At 60.8% G+C, this 18,326-nt stretch carries 17 protein-coding genes; 15 read left to right on the top strand and 2 right to left on the bottom strand.

Translation table 11 applies throughout. The features are described from left to right. Positions 1-30 precede the first annotated feature (30 nt). The 5 genes from MUN80_RS09865 to MUN80_RS09845 all read left to right on the top strand — a co-directional run bounded on the left by MUN80_RS09865 (position 31) and on the right by MUN80_RS09845 (position 3,974). The gene (locus MUN80_RS09865; RefSeq protein ID WP_244722982.1) at positions 31-594 is read left to right on the top strand and encodes a Crp/Fnr family transcriptional regulator; all 564 of its coding nucleotides are present in this window, start codon (positions 31-33) and stop codon (positions 592-594) included. A gap of 146 nt (positions 595-740) precedes the next feature. Beyond that, positions 741-1,130: a RidA family protein gene (locus MUN80_RS09860; protein ID WP_244722978.1), complete on the top strand. Its 390-nt coding sequence runs from the start codon at positions 741-743 to the stop codon at positions 1,128-1,130. A 1,142-nt stretch (positions 1,131-2,272) separates the two neighbouring features. Next, positions 2,273-2,782 (top strand): hypothetical protein, encoded by a 510-nt coding sequence (locus MUN80_RS09855; RefSeq protein ID WP_244722975.1) that lies wholly within the window; start codon positions 2,273-2,275, stop codon positions 2,780-2,782. An 80-nt stretch (positions 2,783-2,862) separates the two neighbouring features. Then, positions 2,863-3,291, top strand: a complete 429-nt coding sequence (locus MUN80_RS09850; RefSeq protein WP_244722972.1) for a hypothetical protein — start codon at positions 2,863-2,865, stop codon at positions 3,289-3,291. A gap of 77 nt (positions 3,292-3,368) precedes the next feature. Continuing rightward, positions 3,369-3,974, top strand: coding sequence for a hypothetical protein (locus tag MUN80_RS09845; RefSeq protein ID WP_244722969.1), 606 nt, complete (start codon positions 3,369-3,371; stop codon positions 3,972-3,974). Positions 3,975-4,031: 57 nt separating this feature from the next. On the opposite strand, the gene MUN80_RS09840 is transcribed toward MUN80_RS09845, so the two are convergent. Further along, entirely contained in the window at positions 4,032-4,586 is a 555-nt protein-coding gene (locus MUN80_RS09840; RefSeq protein WP_244722966.1) for a helix-turn-helix domain-containing protein, read from the bottom strand. Between the two features lie 479 nt (positions 4,587-5,065). Here MUN80_RS09840 and MUN80_RS09835 point away from each other — a divergent pair, with 479 nt between their 5' ends. From MUN80_RS09835 to MUN80_RS09790, 10 genes are all read left to right on the top strand, one after another. Then, a complete protein-coding gene (locus MUN80_RS09835) occupies positions 5,066-5,740 on the top strand; it encodes a response regulator transcription factor (protein ID WP_244722963.1) in 675 nt (224 codons plus the stop codon). A 16-nt stretch (positions 5,741-5,756) separates the two neighbouring features. Next, complete coding sequence (locus tag MUN80_RS09830; protein ID WP_244722960.1) at positions 5,757-7,139, top strand: ATP-binding protein; 1,383 nt, start codon at positions 5,757-5,759, stop codon at positions 7,137-7,139. A gap of 158 nt (positions 7,140-7,297) precedes the next feature. Continuing rightward, complete coding sequence (locus MUN80_RS09825) at positions 7,298-7,564, top strand: hypothetical protein (protein ID WP_244722951.1); 267 nt, start codon at positions 7,298-7,300, stop codon at positions 7,562-7,564. Positions 7,565-7,612: 48 nt separating this feature from the next. Further along, positions 7,613-8,779: an efflux RND transporter periplasmic adaptor subunit gene (locus MUN80_RS09820; RefSeq protein ID WP_244722948.1), complete on the top strand. Its 1,167-nt coding sequence runs from the start codon at positions 7,613-7,615 to the stop codon at positions 8,777-8,779. 200 nt (positions 8,780-8,979) lie between these two features. Next, on the top strand, positions 8,980-12,165 hold the full coding sequence (locus MUN80_RS09815; RefSeq protein WP_244722945.1) for an efflux RND transporter permease subunit: 3,186 nt from the start codon (positions 8,980-8,982) through the stop codon (positions 12,163-12,165). 54 nt (positions 12,166-12,219) lie between these two features. Further along, on the top strand, positions 12,220-13,659 hold the full coding sequence (locus MUN80_RS09810) for an efflux transporter outer membrane subunit (RefSeq protein ID WP_244722942.1): 1,440 nt from the start codon (positions 12,220-12,222) through the stop codon (positions 13,657-13,659). Positions 13,660-13,724: 65 nt separating this feature from the next. Beyond that, positions 13,725-14,144, top strand: coding sequence for a GreA/GreB family elongation factor (locus tag MUN80_RS09805; RefSeq protein WP_244722940.1), 420 nt, complete (start codon positions 13,725-13,727; stop codon positions 14,142-14,144). Positions 14,145-14,593: 449 nt separating this feature from the next. Continuing rightward, the gene (locus tag MUN80_RS09800) at positions 14,594-15,256 is read left to right on the top strand and encodes a hypothetical protein (protein WP_244722938.1); all 663 of its coding nucleotides are present in this window, start codon (positions 14,594-14,596) and stop codon (positions 15,254-15,256) included. Positions 15,257-15,399: 143 nt separating this feature from the next. Next, on the top strand, positions 15,400-16,422 hold the full coding sequence (locus tag MUN80_RS09795; RefSeq protein WP_244722936.1) for an Atg14 domain-containing protein: 1,023 nt from the start codon (positions 15,400-15,402) through the stop codon (positions 16,420-16,422). Between the two features lie 279 nt (positions 16,423-16,701). Next, complete coding sequence (locus MUN80_RS09790; RefSeq protein ID WP_244722934.1) at positions 16,702-17,742, top strand: hypothetical protein; 1,041 nt, start codon at positions 16,702-16,704, stop codon at positions 17,740-17,742. Between the two features lie 118 nt (positions 17,743-17,860). On the opposite strand, the gene MUN80_RS09785 is transcribed toward MUN80_RS09790, so the two are convergent. Continuing rightward, the gene (locus MUN80_RS09785; protein WP_244722932.1) at positions 17,861-18,310 is read right to left on the bottom strand and encodes a hypothetical protein; all 450 of its coding nucleotides are present in this window, start codon (positions 18,308-18,310) and stop codon (positions 17,861-17,863) included. Between the last annotated feature and the right edge of the window lie 16 nt (positions 18,311-18,326).

Genomic DNA, 18,326 nt, shown 5'->3' with positions numbered 1-18,326 from the left:
GGCGCTGCCCTTGTATCCTTTATAGCGACTATGACCGACCCGCTAAGAACCCACATCGAGAAGATAGTTCCGCTTACAGACGCGGAATTTGAGTTTGTCCGCTCTCATTTTATCTCCAAGCGGTACAAGAAGCACCAGTTTCTGATTCAGGACGGGGAGCCGGTGCCGTATGCCTTCTTCATCGTTTCGGGGCTGGTAAAGCTGGGGTATGCCGATGCGGCGGGGAAGCAGCACATTATTTCCTTTGCCATGGAAGACTGGTGGGAAAGCGACTTTCAGGCCTTCTATACCCAGACCCGCGCAACGCTGACGCTGGATTGCCTGGAAGACACCGAAGTGCTCTGCCTTCCGTTTGCTAACTACCAGCAGCTGCGCACCGACCTGCGCAAGATGGAGCACTTCTTTCTGGAGAAATCAAACGGGGGCCACATTGCCGCCCAGCGGCGCATCCTGTCCCTGCTCACCACGAATGCCAAGGAGCGGTACGAGCAGGTAGTACAGCAATTCCCCACGCTTATGCAGCGAGTTCCGAAAACCTTGCTGGCGGCCTATCTGGGCGTGTCGCGCGAAACCCTCAGCCGCTTCACTTCTTAAGCTGCGCGGGCAGTAACCGACTCCGAAGTCGGCCTGCTTATGTGACTTACCGCACACGGTATTCGTGCGGTAGGTCACGCGCATTTGCTATGGCTGCTGGGGAGCTTTGCAACGTGCAATTCACCCCTCATAACAAGCAAAGCAACATGGAAAAACGCATCATCAACCCCTGGCAGTGGCAGAACGCCCGCGGCTACGCGCAGGCCGTGGAAGTAACCCAGGTAGCCGGCACGCTCTACTGTGCCGGCCAGGCCGCAGTGCATGCCGATGGCCAATCCAGTACCGCCGATATGAGAACCCAGCTACTGCTGGCCATCGAGAACCTGGAGCAGGTGATTAGCGCGGCCGGCTACGACTGCCAGGGCATCGTGCGGCTCAATGTCTACACGACTTCCTCCACCGAGCTTTTTACTTGCTTCGACGTTTTTCAGGATTGGATAGCCAAGCACGGCATTCAGCAGGCCAGCACTCTGTTTGAAGTCCCGAGCCTGTTCGAAACCCTAAAAGTGGAGCTGGAGGCTACGGTAGTCAGATAACCCGTTGCCTCTGTTCTTGCTCTCTTCCGTCTATCATTCGATAGGCCTGCACCAATGCTTATTAACCCCAAAGCCCCTCGGGCCTCGTCCTCCACGACGAGTTCCCGAAGGGCTTTGCCTTTATAGCTTATCTCTATCTATGGTTTACAGCTCGGCACGCTCTTCGGCGGCCTCGGCCAGCACCAGGTCGCCGTCGGCCACGGTGGTCAATAATTCAGTGGGGTAAGCCATGATAACAATAGGTAAATAAGTGGATAGAGACGCTGCACTGTGGGGCTCCAGCAGTAGCTATAAAACACTGCATACCAGGGCGAATTATATCCTTATCGGCAAGTACTTCTCAGTTTTTCCCAAGTCATTCAGGGTCCTTCTGAAAACGAAAAAGTATCGAATGGTACGGCGTAGCAAGGTGGTTGATAAGACTTCGCTCTAATCGTGGTTCATTTGCCACCACAACCCATGTATTGCACCCTGTTCTCTTCCATGGCCTGGCTTCAGCGATGCGCAATGGTCCTCCTTCTTGGCTTGCTAAGTACTCCTACCCTGTCCCAGCACGCTTCCAGCTACGGAAACCCTACGGGCGGGACGGCCCCGCTGTCTTCCGGGGCTTGTCCCGCTTTCCTGACGCTTCACCAGAAGTCCCGCGGGCCGGGAGCAATGGAAGAAGGTATCAAGGTGGGCCACACCTTCGTGCCCTGCCGCGTCGAGTGTACCGATAGCACGTACACTCTGCGGTTGGGCCGGCGGGGCTCCGCCCACTTTCCCGTGCTGCGAGCGGCCCGACCCGCTGCGGGCCTGAATCCTTTCAATCAACGGAGCTCCCAGGGGCGGATCGGTATCTGGTTTGAGCGCTACCCTTGGGGCAGCCTGCGAAAAGCTATCTGGTACCGCCAGGGCCAAGTAGTACGGGTTGTATATTACCGGCCCAACGGCCATTTACGACGTTATCTAACTGTGAGCCCACACGGAACGACGCTTTCGGAATACGACAAAGCAGGACGGCTCCTACACGCCCTACCCCACTTTTAAGTTGCAGCCTTGTTCATCAGCCAGCGGGCGGACTGAGGCCCCCGGCAAGCGTTTTCCCGATACAGTACCCGCTCTTTTCTGCACGCCAGCTCCCGACAGGCCTTCTTCCGCTTATGCAGTATACTTTTCCCCTGGGCCTAGTAGTGCTGCTCAGCGCGTGTGAAACGCCCTTGACCAGGCAGGGCGCTTCGGGCGCACAGTCCAACGCCGTGGAAACAGGTGCCCATTCCCTCGTTCAAAAGCGCAGTGACCGGCTAAGCGTTGGCCGGTACGACCCTGCTTCGGGCCGCTTTTATACCACCACGACGTTGCAGCATGACTACATACTACAGATTGAGTACGAAGATGAAATATGCATTATAGACCCCTTGACGGAAGAATCCGTGCTCTGCGATACCATCCAGTACCTAGTAGCTCAAGACGACGCGTACTGGCTCAAACGCTACACATCCAACGCAAGCTGCCCCCGCAACCCGTGGCTCGCAGCCACTCAGCCATTGGCCTATGCGTGGGACAACCGGCAGAACAAGGTGCTCATGTGGGTTACGGCTGAGGCCAATAAGCCGCCGAAGCGCGCCCAGACAAGTACCTACGCGGCCGTATGCTTTTACTTAGTCGACTAGCTCTACCGACAAACCATTCACCACAGGCCAGCAAGCACTACTGCGAGCCGCTACCCGGTGCTGTGCCATTCCGCTCCGCAATGAAACAGGATACGTCGTCCGCGTTGGCAAAAATCTACCGCTGGAACCGGGCTACCCTGTGGCTTACGCTAAGCAGCCTGTACCTATATGCCTTGGTTACGTGCCTGCTCAACCGGCACTACTTGTTTGACAACCTGGCGCAGAAGCTGGCGGCTTCCGTTACGATGACTCTAGTTTTGCTTTTCCGCTATTTCCCGCTGTGGGGCGGCATGGCACTGGCAATTGCAGCATTGGATTACGCCGCTTTGCATAAGGCCACGCTCCGCGAAGCCCCTGCCAAACGGGCCGAACTATTCTTGTGCGTAGTGCTGCCGGTGATAGTACTTACCACCGGCCCTCGGTGGGAAGCAGCAGTATTATACGCGGCGCTGGTCGGGCCGCTATGCGCGGGAGTCGCGGTAAAGTTTCGGCCCCGGCAGCACTTGTAACAAAAAGCCAGTGGACCAGGGTGCAAAGCCTCACGGTGCAACTCTTCGCTTCCGCACCACTCCAACACTAAAGTATCATGGCAGACTTCCTGTACCTAAGCCGATTTGATGAGAACCTACAGGCCGAGCTACCGATACCCAGCGCCGACTGGGAAACGTGCACGGAGACAGTGCCGGACGTGCGGCTGGGAGGCGCAGAAACGCCCGGGCAGGTGCAGGTATACGATGAAGACAGCCAACAATGGGAACTGCTGTTTTGGCTGAATGCCGACGGCTCGGCCTACACCCACGCCAGATCATTTTTCGGGCAGGAGGCGGGAATAGGTACTCGTTACAGCGTGGCCATGCAACTTGCCCACTGCCTCGGAGCCTGCCTACATGGTCAGGAAGACGACTTTTATTACGTGCCCGAGTGGCACCGCTTTTTCTGGGATGAGTCCGACGAGCTAGAATCGGTTACCTTGGAAGAAGTGCGGGAATACCGTAGGCAATACGGTTATGACACCGCCCACCTGCGCCCGCGGCTGGAAGCTATTCGGGCCCAGTACCGAACGCAGGAGCAACTGCTTCCGCCGGCTACGCAACGCCCAGCGGCTGCGGCCAAAACCTTCTGGCAACGGTATACCTGGTTGGTGTGGCTGGGGCTGTGCGCGCTATTTTATCTGATTACGCGGTTGTGGTGAGTGATGCTACCACCAGGAGCCCCGCATAGGATGTCTTAGCCACTACTTCACCGCGCCCTATCCCACCGGCTCCTTCAGATACCCGGCCAGCACGGCCGCCTCGGCCCGTAGCCCGGCCAGGCGTGCTTCCAGCAGCCGGTGCAGCGCCGGGCTCCCTTCCCCTTCCAGGGCTTGCTCGGCCTCGGCTGTGGTGGCGGCTATCCAGAGTTGATGTCGCTCTTTGTTTTCGGCGGGCAAGGTGGCTAGCAACTGGGGGGCGGCACGCAGCCAGTCGAGGGCGCGGCGGGCCCGGGCCTGCCCCCGCTCCAGACGCCGCAGCAGCTGCTGGGTTTCGTAGGCCACGGCCGAGGCGCGGGTGTGCAGCGGCGTGGCTTGCTCCGCGCTTAGGGGTGGCAATGGTGCGGGCGGACCGGGCGGCGGCAAGGCTTGCGTAAGCCACGCCAAAATTATTCCGGCCGCAGGCGGCAATACCCGCTGCCCGGCTTCTATCTTCGTGACCAAGTGGCGCGACACGCCTAACGCGCCGGCCAGCTGCTCCTGGGTCAGGCCCAGCCCACTACGAATGAGTGCCAGATAATGCGGGGCAGGTGCGGGGGTCGAATAACGGGGCATGGATGCAGTTGTCTCCTTAGTTAGCCGTTTTGGTTTTTTGGAGACAAGCAGCTTGTCTCCTTATTTGCTCATTACGATTTTTAGGAGACAACGCTCATCCGTCGCTTATCTTTTAGCTGTGAAAAGATGTAGAACTGGCTTCGTGGCTTCAACCCCGTGAAAAGCAAGCTACATGAATGCCATGCTTGGCTAAGCACCTCTCCTGCTTTGTTTGGCTCCTCAAAGAATGCTTGATGCACATTCCTTTTTCGAAAAGGAGCCGGGAGGCGCAATGCCAGAACGAAGCGGTAGAGATGCTTCGACTCTGCTGCGCTCAGCATGACGGCCTGGAAAGCATCAAGACAACATCTATGATTCTAGTCCACAGATCCTAGGCCGGTGGCGTAGCGGGGACTCGGTGGCTTCTCTGGCTAGTTCGGCAACAGTTGGGTCGGCTGGTTGCGTACTTTTGCCCGAGCCCCCGCATAGTCACGCTGCTTATGAAAGTACTACTGGTTGAAGATGAGCCGCAATTGGCTTCCTTTATCAAAAAAGGGTTTGAGCACGAAGGCTACGAGCTGACCGTGGCCTACGACGGGCGCACGGGCTGGTCGATGTATCAGCAGCAACCCTACGATTTGGTTATTCTCGACATCAACCTGCCCTACCTCAACGGGGTAGAGCTGTGCCGCTTTATCCGGGCGGGCCGGCACCGGATACCGGTGCTGATGCTGACGGCCCTCGACAGCCTGGCCGACAAGGAAGCGGGTTTCGAGGCCGGGGCCGACGACTACCTGGCCAAACCCTTCGCGTTTCGGGAGCTGCTGCTGCGGGCCCGGGCCCTGACCAAACGCTACGCCGAAACCGGGGTGCCCCAGCTGCTGCGCATGGCCGACCTGGAACTCAACCTGGAGTCGAAGACCGTGACCCGGGCCGGGCAGCGCATCGACCTGACCACCCGCGAGTACTCCTTGCTGGAGCACCTGCTGCGCCACCAGGGCCACATCGTGTCGCGGGTAGATATTGCCGAGCGGGTCTGGGAGCTGGACTTCGATACTACCACCAACGTCATCGACGTGTACGTGAGCTACCTGCGCAAAAAGATTGACCGCGACTTCTCGCCCAAGCTGATTCACACCGTTGTGGGCATGGGCTACGTCATGCGCGAGCAGTAACCTTTCCGTTGCCTATATGCTGATTCGCAACAAGCTGATGCTGCGCTTTACGCTGCTGGTGCTGGGCATCCAGGTCAGCTTTTCGGCGTTTATCTACTATTTCAACGCCACTATGCGGGCCCAGCGCTTCGAGCAGCGCCTGACCAACAGCGGTCTGCTGGCCGGCCGCCTGCTGGTGCGCACCCACAAGCTCGAAACCGGCATCCTGGGCAGCCTACGCCGCGGCGACCTGCTGACCCTGCCCCAGGAAGAAATCAGCATCTACGGCCCCGACAACTCCTTACGCTACAGCAGCGCCGACCACATTAGCCAGCACGTGAACCGGGCCCGGCTGGCGGGCCTGCAGCCCGGCAAAGTGGTGGTGTATCCGGCCGTCGGGCACCGCGAGTCCGTTGGGCTGGTTTTCTCGCAGGAACCTGGGACGGGGCCCTACCGCATCTTTGTGTCGGCTGAAGACCGGGTGGGCTGGGCGCAGTTGCGGCAGCTGGGGCTGCTGCTGCTGCTGGGCAACGTGGGCGCGCTGGTGCTCACCATTCTGGCCGGCTGGTTTTTTGCCGGCTCGGCCCTGCAACCCGTGGCCCGCATCACGCGGCAGGCCGGGCGCATCTCGGCCACCAACCTGGGCCGCCGCCTCGCGGAAGGCAATGGGCGCGACGAGCTGGCCCAACTGGCCCACGCCTTTAATACGATGCTGGCCGGCCTGGAAAAGGCGTTTGAGGGCCAGAAGAGCTTTCTGGCCCACGCCTCCCACGAGCTCCGCACTCCGCTCACCACCCTTACCGGCACCCTCGAAACGGCCCTCGAATACGACACCACCCTGCCCGAGGCCCGCCAGAGCCTGGCCCAGGGCCTGGAGGCAGCCCGCCACCTGAGTGCCCTGACTACCGGCCTGCTGAACCTGGCCAAAGCCGATGGCGCGCTGCCTGCCTTTGCCCCCGTGCGCCTGGATGAGTGCCTGAACCAAGCCCTGGAGTTTGCCCGCGCCAAGTACCCCGGCCGGGAGTGGCGCCTCACCTTCGGCGACTTCCCGACCGAAACCGACGCCGACTTGTTTATGCTGCCTGGCAACGCCGAGCTGCTGGTTACGGCCCTGCTCAACCTGCTCGACAACGCCGGCAAGTACTCCAGCGGCCCCGTACGCACCGAGCTGGCCTACGCCGATGTGGCCACTTTGCGCGTGCGCGTCACCGATGCCGGGCCCGGCTTGTCGGCCGATGAGCTGCGCCAGATCTACGAGCCCCTGTACCGGGCCTCGGCGGCCCTGGGCCGCCCCGGCTACGGCCTGGGCCTGCCCCTGACCCAGCGCGTGGTGCAGCGTCACGGGGGACGCTTGGAAATTACCTCGGCCCCCGGCCAGGGCACCACGGCCACAGTGCTGCTGCCGGCAGCTCCGCTTTAAGCCAAACCTACTTAGCAATGCCGGTAAAACGGGCTTCCACCACTCTTCACAGGGTGCAGGAAGCCCGTTTTCATGTTTTCTAATACCGTTCTCATCTCGTTCTAATGTCGGGGCGGCTCCTTTGTGCCACGTTTCACCTGGCCTCCTGCCCGACTCCGATGACTCTTCCTTCTCCCCGGCCTACTAACCTGCTGGCCCTGCTGCTGGGCGGGGCGCTGGTGCTGTCGTTGGGCCTGAACGGGTTGCTGCTGACGGCCCGGCCCGAACCCTGGCCCGCCGAAGACGACGAGCTGACTGCCACCACCGCCGACTTGCACCTGACCCAGCGCCTGCTGGCCCAGTGCCAGCAGCAGCAACAGCGGCAGGACAGCCTGCTGGTGCAGCTGCAAACCGGGCCGGCTGGTCCGGCCCTGGCCGAACACTAACCTGCTTTTCCTTTCTCTATAATGAGCTCAACCCGTTTGCTACCGCGCATGTATTCAGGACTGAACAATCCGGCGAAGCCGCGCCCCCGGGGGCCGTGGACCAGTATCCTGGCCGTGGTGCTGGCCGCCGGCCTGAGCGGCTGCTCGGCGGATGGCAAGAACCCGGAAAAGGCTGATGCGCCGGAAGTGCTGCCCGTCGTGACGCTGAAAACCACGGAGCAGGAACTGTTTCACGACTACGTGGCCGACGTGCAGGCCGTGCGTAACGTGGAAGTGCGGGCCCAGGTGGCGGGCTTCCTGGAGCAGATTTACGTGGACGAAGGCCGGTCGGTAACGAAAGGCCAGCCCCTGTTCCGGCTTAATGCCAGTGCCTACCAGAGCAAACTCAGCCAGGCCCAGGCCGCGCTGGCCAGTGCCCAGGCTCAGGCTCAGGCGGCCCGCGTGGAGCTAACCCGGGTGCAGTTGCTGGTCGAGAAGAACATCATTGCCAAAACCGAGCTGGCTCTGGCTTCAAGCAAGGTGAAAGACGCTGAAGCCCGTGTGGCTGAGGCCCGGGCCGGGGAAGCCGCCGCCCGCCTGCACCTGAGCTACACCCTTATCCGCGCGCCCTTCAACGGCATCATCGACCGGATTCCGCTTAAGATGGGCAGCGTAGTGGAAGAAGGCACCCTACTCACCACCGTGTCCGATTTGCGGGAGGTGTACGCCTACTTCAACGTGGGCGAGGGCGAGTACCTGCGCTACACCAAGGCCCGCCAACTGCACCCCGACCGCCACTCCGACTCGGTACGCCTCACCCTGGCCGACGGCTCGGCGTATCCGCTGGCCGGCCGCATCGAAACCACCGAGAGTGAATTCAACCCTAACACCGGCTCCCTGGCGTTCCGGGCGCGCTTCCCCAACCCCAAACGCCTACTCAAGCACGGCGCTTCGGGCCGCATCCGCCTGACCACCAACCTGCCCGCGGCCCTGCTCTTGCCGCAGAAGTCGGTGTTCGAAATCCAGGACAAAAACTACGTGTACGTGGTGGACAAGGCCGGCGCGGTGCACATGCGCAACTTCACTCCCCAGACCCGCACCGGCGACTTCTACGTGGTCAAAGAAGGCCTCAAACCCGGTGAGCAGGTAGTATACGAAGGCGTGCAGAGCCTGCGCAACGGGCAGCGCATCAGCCCCCGCCCCGTGGTGCTGGATTCCCTGCTGGCCGCACGGTAGTAGCACCGGGCGGTCCGCCACTTCTGGTAACGGGCTGTCATGCCGAGCATTTTCCGCAGCAAGCAGACGCCCGAGGCACCTGGCGGGCTCCGTTTGGTTCCCCAAGAATGCTTGATGCGCCTTCCCTTTCCGGAGGGGGCCGGGGGTGAGGCGCCCCGCCGCATGCCATTCCGTTTTCGCGTGCTTTAACAACGACATTCATGTTCAATATCTTCATCCGCCGGCCGATTCTCTCGCTGGTCATTTCGGTGTTTCTGGTGCTGCTGGGCGCGCTGGCGCTGTTTACGCTGCCCATCACGCAGTTTCCCGACATCGTGCCGCCGTCGGTGACCGTGACGGCCAAGTACACCGGGGCCAACGCCGAGGTGTGCGCCAAGGCCGTGGCTACCCCGCTGGAGCGCGCCATCAACGGCGTGCCGGGCATGACCTACATGAACTCGGTGAGTTCCAACAACGGGGTGACGCTCATTACGGTGTTTTTCAAGGTGGGCACCGACCCTGACCTGGCCGCCGTGGGCGTACAGAACCGCGTGACGACCATTCTCGACGAGCTACCCGAGGAAGTCATCAAGGCCGGGGTAACGACGGAGAAGGAGGTAAACTCCATGCTGCTCTACCTCAACATCACCAGCGACGACAAGGCGGCCGGCGAGAAGTTCATTTACAACTTCGCCGACATCAACGTGTTGCAGGAGCTCAAGCGCATCGATGGCGTGGGCTTTGCCGAAATCATGGGCTCCCGCGAGTACTCGATGCGGGTGTGGCTCAAGCCCGACCGTATGGCGGCCTACAATGTGGGCACCGACGAGGTGGTGGCCGCTATCCGGGCCCAGAACGTGGAAGCCGCGCCGGGCAAATCGGGGGAAAGCTCGGGAGCCGACAAGTCCCAGTCGATGCAGTACGTGCTGCGCTACACGGGCAAGCTGTTTGAACCCGACCAGTACCGCAACATCGTGGTGCGGGCCAACGCCGACGGCTCGGTGCTGCGCCTACGCGAGGTAGCCGACGTGGAATTTGGCTCCCTGACCTACGGCATGGCTTCCAAAACCGACGGCAAGCCCTCGGCGGCCATCATGCTCAAGCAGCGCCCCGGCTCCAACGCGTCCGACGTTATTGCCAACGTGAAAACCCGCATGGCCGAGCTGCAGGAAACCTCCTTTCCGCCCGGCATGAAGTACAGCATTGCCTACGACGTGTCGCGCTTTCTTGACGCGAGTATTCACGAAGTACTGCGCACCCTCGTCGAAGCCTTTTTGCTGGTGTTCATCATCGTGTACCTGTTTTTGCAGGACTGGCGCTCCACGCTGATTCCGGCGCTGGCGGTGCCGGTGGCGCTGGTGGGTACCCTGTTCTTTATGCAGACGCTGGGCTTTAGCATCAACCTGCTCACGCTATTTGCCCTGGTACTGGCCATCGGCATCGTGGTCGACAATGCCATTGTGGTGGTCGAGGCCGTGCACGCCAAGATGCAGGAAAAGCACCTGCCCGCTCGCGAGGCCACCTTCGAGGCCATGGGCGAAATCAGTTCTTCCCTCATTGCCATTACCCTGGTGATGTCGGCCGTATTCATCCCGGTTTCCTTTATGGACGGGCCGGTGGGCGTGTTCTACCGGCAATTCTCGCTTACCCTGGCCATTGCCATTGTCATTTCGGGCATCAATGCCGTGACGTTGACGCCGGCCCTGTGCGCGTTGCTGCTCAAGCACACGCCGGTAGCGGCAGGCAGGGAGCCCAAGGGACTGATAAACCGCTTCTTTGCGGGTTTCAACCAACGCTACGATGCTTTGTCGGGCCGCTACCAGGGCCTGCTGCGTGCCATTGCTGGCCGGCGGCTGGTGACGCTGCTCGTGCTGCTGGGCTTCTGCGCGGCTACCTGGGGCATAAACAAGGTTCTGCCCGCGGGCTTTATCCCGACCGAAGACCAGGGCATGGTATACGTGAACGTGACCACGCCCGCCGGCGCCACCGTGGAGCGCACCGAGGCCGTGCTCGACGAGGTGCAACGCATTGCTAGTAAGCTGGGCCCGGTAGAGTCGGTGTCGACGCTGGCGGGCTACAGCTTGGTAAACGAAGTGGCCGGCTCCAGCTACGGCATGGGCATGATTAACCTCAAGCCCTGGGACGAGCGGGAGCAGTCGGTAGCCGAGTTCATTGCCGAGCTGGAAGAAAAAACCAAGGGCATCAGCGACGCCGACATTCAGTTTCTGCCCCCGCCTACGGTGCCGGGCTTCGGCAACAGCAGCGGCTTCGAACTACGCCTGCTCGACAAGTCGGGTACCGGTGACTTGCAGAAAACCGCTTCCGTGTCGCAGACCTTCCTTACCGCCCTGCGCCAGGACCCGGCCATTGGCGGGGCCTTTACCTCTTTCGACCCCAACTTCCCGCAGTACCTGATTCACGTCGACCAGGACATGGCCGCTAAGAAGGGCGTAACCATCGATGCGGCCATGAGCACCCTGCAGACGCTGATGGGCAGCTACTACGCCTCCAACTTCATCCGCTTCGGGCAGATGTACAAGGTAATGGTGCAGGCCGGGCCCGACTACCGCACCAAGCCCGAAGACCTGCTGGCTTTGCACGTGAAAAACGACCGGGGCGAGATGGTGCCCTTCTCCACCTTCGTCAGGCTGGAGCGCGTCTTCGGCCCCGACCAGCTCACGCGCTACAACATGTATACCTCGGCCATGCTCAACGGCGACGCGGCCCCCGGCTTCTCGTCGGGCGACGCCATTACGGCTATTGAACGCGTGGCCGCCAAGGAGCTGCCCCGGGGCTACGCCTACGAGTGGAGTGGCATGACGCGGGAGCAAATCCTGAGCGGCGACCAGGCCCTGTACGTGTTCGGGGTGGTGCTCATCTTCGTGTACTTGCTGCTGGCGGCTCAGTACGAAAGCCTGCTGTTGCCCCTGCCCGTGCTGCTGAGTTTGCCCACCGGCATCTTCGGGGCCTTCCTTAGTCTGAAGCTACTGGGCCTGGAAAACAACATCTACGCCCAGGTGGCTCTGGTAATGCTCGTGGGCTTGCTTGGCAAAAACGCCATTCTCATCATCGAGTTTGCCGAGCAGCGGCGCCGGGCTGGAGCTGCAGTGCTGGATGCCGCTGTGGAAGGCGCCGTGTCCCGCCTGCGCCCCATTCTGATGACCTCCTTTGCCTTCATTGCCGGCCTGATTCCGCTGGTTATTGCCAGTGGGGCCGGGGCTTTGGGTAACCGCTCCATCGGCACGGCCGCGGCGGGCGGTATGCTCATCGGCACACTCTTCGGCATGGTGCTCATCCCCGGGCTCTACGTGCTGTTTGCTTCGCTGGAAAAGGTGAAAAACCTGGAGGACGATGAACCGGCGGAGGTAGAGAAAGCGCGGGAAAAACGGGAGTTGGTGGCGCATTGATCTAACTCAGCCCGCGCCCACTGCCCTATTTGCCAACGATAGTCAACCTTGCTCATGCGCCTGCCTTTTGCCTTTTTATTCGGGGCCACCCTTCTGCTGAGTAGCGGCTGCCGCGTGGCCGCGCCCACCGAACCCACCAGCGCCCCAGCCGTGCCGACCGCCTTTGTCCAGTCCGCCGCCGATACGCTGCACGCCGGCCACCAGCCCTGGCGGCAGTTCTTCCAGGACCCGGCCCTGACGGCCCTCATCGATACGGCCCTGCGTCAGAACCTGGACCTGCGGTTGGCCTTGCAGCGCGTGGAAAGCGCCCGGGCCCAGTACCTGGCCCGCCGTGGGGCCTTGCTACCGACCGTGTCGGCGGCGGCCTCGGCCAGCGGCGACCGGTACGGGCGCTACACCCTGAACGGGGTGGGTAACTTCGACACCAACCTTTCGCCCAATATCGACGGGCAACAGCGCATACCCGGACCCGTGACGCCGGAGTTTTTCGGGGGCCTGCGCAGCTCCTGGGAAATCGACCTGTGGGGCAAATTGAAGCAGCGTCGCCAGGCCGCCTACCTGCGCGTGCTGGCCTCGGAGCAGGGTCGTCACCTCGTCACGACCAATGTAGTAGCCGAAGTGGCCCGCCTCTACTACGAGTTGCTCACGGCCGACAACCAACTAGCAGTGTTGGAGCGCAATATCGGCCTGCAGCGCGAGGCCCTGAAGCTGATGCGCGTGCAGAAGCAGGCCGGGCGGGCCACCGAGTTGGCCGTGCAGCAGTTTGCCGCCCAGGTGGCCCGCACCGAAAGCCTGGCTCACGAAGCCCGGCAGCGCGTGACCGAAGCCGAAACCAGCCTCAACCGGCTGCTGGGGCGCTACCCCCGGCGCATTACGCGCGGGCAGCCCCTGCCCGGACAGGTGCTGCCCGAACGCCTCGGTGCCGGCGTACCGGCCACGGCCCTGCTCCGTCGGCCCGATGTGCGCCAGGCCGAACTGGAGCTGCAAGCAGCCCGCGCTGACGTGGCCGCCGCCCGGGCTGCCTTTCTACCTTCGCTCACTCTCACGCCCTACGTAGGCTTCAACTCCTACCGGGCCGCCACCCTGCTTGACCCGGCCTCGCTGGCGTACGGGGCCCTGGCCGGCCTGACCGGCCCCCTGCTCAACCGTGCCCAGTTTAAGGCCGACTTCCGGCTGGCCACGGCGGGCAGCTATGAGGCCTACTACCGCTACCAGCAGTCGTTGCAAGCTGGGTTTCGGGAAGTGGTAAACGGCCTGCAAGGGCTGGAAAACCACCGGGCCGCCTCCGCCGCCCGGCAGCAGGAAGTGGAGCTGCTCACCAAAGCGGTAGCCACCTCCAACGAGCTGTTTGTGGCAGGCTACGCTTCTTACCTCGAAGTAATTACGGCTCAGCGTAGCGTGCTCGAAGCCGAGTTGAGCCTGGCCGAGTCGCGCCACAGTCAGCTGCAGCAAAGTGTGAGTTTGTACCGCGCCCTGGGCGGCGGCTGGCAATAAGCGCCCGGTCTGCTTACTCCTACTCATCGGCGGCCTTGTTCCGCTACTCTATACCTCGAATCCCTATGCCCCTCTGGCACTCGCCCTCCGATATCTACGTAACCAAGCCCGATTATGCCCGGCTAACGCAGCTGGTGCAGCAAGAGCCGCCGCCGACGGCTGCCGTAGCCGTTGCGGCGTTGCGGCGGGCGCTAACCCAGGCCCACCTTATTAATTCCTACGACATTGTACCCGGCGTGGCGACCATGAACTGCTGCCTTACGCTGCGCAGCCTGACCAGCTCCGAAGAGCAGCAGCTTACCCTGGTATACCCGCCGGCCGCGGACCCGGTTCACGGCCGTATTTCCATCCTAAGCGCGGAGGGCCTGGCCATACTAGGCGTGCGGCTGGGCGACAAGGTCAGGTGGCTGACCCCACAAGGCGCGGTTGGCTACCGGGTAGAAGCCATTCTGCCTCAGCCGGAGGCGACGGGCATCCTGTCCTGACTGGTACCGGGCGCCAAGGACCGTTGTAGCTTTCTGCAACGGCTGCCCGGTTTTCCTTGGTGCTTCCTCCCCGGCCGGCGGGTGCGTAAAAGCGCCGCCGGGCCAGGCAGTACCGGCTGCCCGGTTTTCAGGTTCGTAGCCAAGTACCGCGTGATGCCCAGCACGAATAAGGGAAAGGAAACGTGGCGCGGGAGCTGTAGTCGGACGGCGGGGCCAGACCCGCGTTACTTTCTTGTTTCGACGTTTCAAGGTTTTGGCGCTAGCACCTACTCCGCTTGCTTCTCGGGCAGGTGGCTGGCAAGGCAACTCTACCCAAAAGCCTGGCCCCGAACACCGGCGCTACTTATCTATTTCAGGTGGGCGGCCTTCGACCCGCAGTTCTGGCATAGCCGACGCAGAATATTAGCGCCAACCTCGTAACATTGCAGGTGCTACCTTCTAATAATGCCATGCCTGAACCGGACAACCTCGGCCGTAAGATTCTGAGCTTCTTCATCACCGATGCCGAGCCCGCCCGCCCCGGCGCAGCCCCCGGCACCGCGGCACCCTTGGGTGCGGGCACGCCGGCCCCCGCGCCCCAGCCTACCGGGCAGCACGACAGCAAGTTTGCCGAGCACCTTGCCGGGGTGCTGGCCAAGAACAACCCGCCCGGCCCCGACTACTTCGAGTTTCGCGAAACCCTACGCAGCCTCACCAGCCTGGGTCTGAGTGAGGAGAAACAGTTTCAGGCGGCCTGGGCTAGCTTCAAGGCCATGGGCGGGTCGGCCAACGTGACGGCACTGACCTCCACTGGGCAGCACTACCTCACGGTGCTGGGCGCCGACCGCGACGCCTTCACCAAAAGCGTGGACGAGGCCATCAACGAGCGGGTGGGCGGGCTACAGAAAGAGCAGCAGCAGCTCCAGGCCGACAACGAAGCCCTGGCCCGGCAGCTGGCTGAGATTCAGCAGAAGCAGGCCGCCAACAACGCCCGCCTGGCGGCCATCGGCGGGGAAATCACTGAGCAGAGTGGCCGCCTCAACCAGAACCGCCAGAACTACGAAGTAACCTACGCCCAGTTCACCCAGCAGATCGAGCAAGACCTGCAGAAAATCGGGCAGTACCTACGGTAGGTGAGATGGTGAGATGGTGAGTTGACGTTCTAGTGGCGCGACTTGCACGACTTGCGCAGAAAGAACATCAAACTCACCATCTCACCACCCTACTATCTCACCACTCCAGCACTCACCATCTCACCATTTCACAATTTCACCGCATGGCAACTCCTGACTTTACGCAGCTTGGCGGCTCTACGGAAGCCGAGCGACGCTCCTTCTGGTCGCGCCCCGAGGGCGTGCTGGGCCTGGTAGTGCTGGCCGGCCTGGTCGGCACGGGCCTGTTTTACTTTAATGAGGTGGTCAAGTTTCTCATTGAGGTGGCACAGAACACGCTGCACCTGGCTTTTTTGCTAGGCGCGCTCGGGGTCCTCATCTTTCTGGTGACCAGCCGCGACATTCGCACCGGCCTGTTCTTTTTGTTTAAGACGCTGATGCGCAAAATTACCGGTCTTATCATTCAGCTCGACCCCATTGCCATCCTCAAGATCTACATCGAAGACCTCAAGCAGAAGCGCCAGAAGATGCAGGGCCAGATTGATACCCTGGCCGGGCAGCTGGCCAAGCTCAATAAGAAGATCAACGAGAACAACGAGGAAATCAAGCAGAAATTCGCCGAGGCCAACAAAGCGACCAGCATGGCCGCCAAGCCCGGCATGAAGGAAGCCGCCCAGCTGGCTACCATCGAAGGTGCGGGCCTGCAGCAGATGAACGAGAAGCTGCTGCCCTTGCAGCGCAACATCAAGATGGTGCTGGCCTTCATGGAAAAGGTAAACCAGAGTGCCGACTATATCATCAAGGAAACCGAAATCAAGGTCCGCCTCAAGGAAGTGGAGTACAAGATTGTAAAGGAAAGCTCCAACGCCCTGCGCACCGCCGTGAGCATCTTCAAGGGCGACCCCGACAAGAAGTTCTACTTCGACGAGTCGATGGAGTACATCCAGGACGACATGAGCCAGAAGCTGGGCGAAATGAAGCGGGCCATGGATATGTCGATGGACTTTATCAACTCTGTGGACGTGCAAAACGGCATCCTCTCCGACAAGGGCGAGGCCATGCTGCAGGCCTACAACCAGGGCGAGTTCAAGCTCGTGACCCTCGACGCCAAGCCCGAAGTGCCGGCCCCCAGCAGCTCCGAGCCCTACCCCGCCAAAGACGCCGGCTACCGCGACCTGCTCAACTAAGCGCGGTCAGCATCCTGGCAAGAGCGTCGTGTGCTAACGTTGTTTGTCCTGTCATCCTGAGCAAAGCGAAGGACCTTCCTCGCCTACCTCACTAAGCCTGATGCCAACGCCCAAAAGCCCTTGACCACGCAGTTGCCATAGAGCTTCTCACGTTGAAGAACACTTTTCACTGAGGCGAGGAAGGTCCTTCGCTCCACTGCGTTTCGCTCAGGATGACAGATAGCAAAAGAGTGTCGTCTTGAATATTTCTACATTCCCAACTCCCTAATTCCTTTCTTCATGCAGCGTATTACTCTTGCCGGCCGGCTGATTATCACCCTCGTCGTGGTGGCCGCCGTCTATTTCGGCTTCCGCTACTTCGTGGGCAACAAGGCCGCCGCTCCCGTCACCGCGACTACCGCGCCGGTTTCGCCGGGTGCGGCCCCGGGCACCGAAGCCAGCGGCGACTACTCCACGACTGAGTCCGGCAGTTCTACTTCTACTCAGACTTCCTCGTCGGCTACGGCAGCGGCACCGGCGTTTACCTACGAAGCCCCGGCTCCGGTTAATGGCAAGCTCAAGGGCGTGGTGGAACTGGGCGCCAGCGGCTTCAACTCCTTTATCGTGCGCATCGACAAGAGCCGCAATTGGAAGCTGGAGAAGGCCGAATTCGGCAACAGCCTGGTGATGGAAAACATGTCGTCGGATGATGACGTGCGCAAGGGCCTGAAGGCCTACATCGGCCAGATGCTGGACTACGGCGTGAGCGGCCGTGACATTCACTTCGTAGTAAGCTCCGGCGCTATTAAGGCTTCGGGCACGGCCAAGATCATCAAGGCCCTGAAGGATCTGAACTACGTGGTCAACACCGTAACGCCCGAAAAGGAAGGCGTGCTGGGCCTACGCTCGGTGCTGCCGGCTTCGTTTGCCGATAAGTCGTTCGTGACGGACATCGGCTCGGGCAACACCAAGATTACGTGGATGAGCGGCGGCGCGCCCAAGTCGGTGGAAACCTACGGGGCCAAGTACTTCCAGGACAACGTAGACGACGCCACTGTAGCCGCCGACGTGAAAGCCAAAGCCAACCAAGTGCCCCAGAACCTGCGGCAGACCTGCTTTATCATTGGCGGGGTGCCGTTTGAAATGGCCAAGAAGGTGCGCAACGGCAAGGAGCGCTACACCGTGCTGCAAGCCGCCGACGCCTACCAGCTCGACAACGCAAAGTCGAAAGCCGGCCTCAACATCTACAAGTCTATTGCCGAAGCCACCGGCTGCAAGCAGTTCGTCTTCGACTGGGACGCCAATTTTACTATTGGCTACCTGCTGACGCTGCCGCAGTAAAGGCGGGCTACCTAAGAGCATAAAAAAGGCGGGGCGCAGGCTCCGCCTTTTTTATGCTGTGACACCGTCCAATAATGGTGTTGAGGCGCTACGTGGCCTGCTCCAAGCCTTAAGGCCTTTACTCCTGCTGTTGCCCTTCCCAAATAGCGTATCCACCACCGTCCAATGCTATGACCGAGCTACCACCTTCCGCAACTGGAATATCATTTGATAATTGCCAAGGCTCATATCTATCCTTAGAGCTACCGCTGATCTTTAGCCATGCACCACCTTCAAAATAAATTTCCAGATCAGCGGCATCATTGCATTGAGCTTTCGTCACTTTCTTCAGATTCAAGCTGTTCATGCCTATCAGCATTCTATCTTCATCACTAACTTCTCCCTGATACGTGGGGCTAAACAGCACCTTAGAGTCAAATGTCAGATGCATATCGCTGCCGTGTTCATTCCTAAATTCTATGAAGGGCATTTGATGTAAAATACCGAAGCTCTCGACATTGGTATTCAACAGAAGATTCTGAATGATACGATTTGCGGCAGCTGTGACTTTATCAGAATGACTTTGCATAGTAGGCTTGTAGAGC

Source organism: Hymenobacter cellulosivorans, assembly GCF_022919135.1.
GTDB classification, from domain to species: Bacteria; Bacteroidota; Bacteroidia; order Cytophagales; family Hymenobacteraceae; genus Hymenobacter; species Hymenobacter cellulosivorans.
The sequence above is the reverse complement of the archived record's forward strand: the minus strand, read 5'-3'. Positions and strand labels throughout refer to the sequence as shown.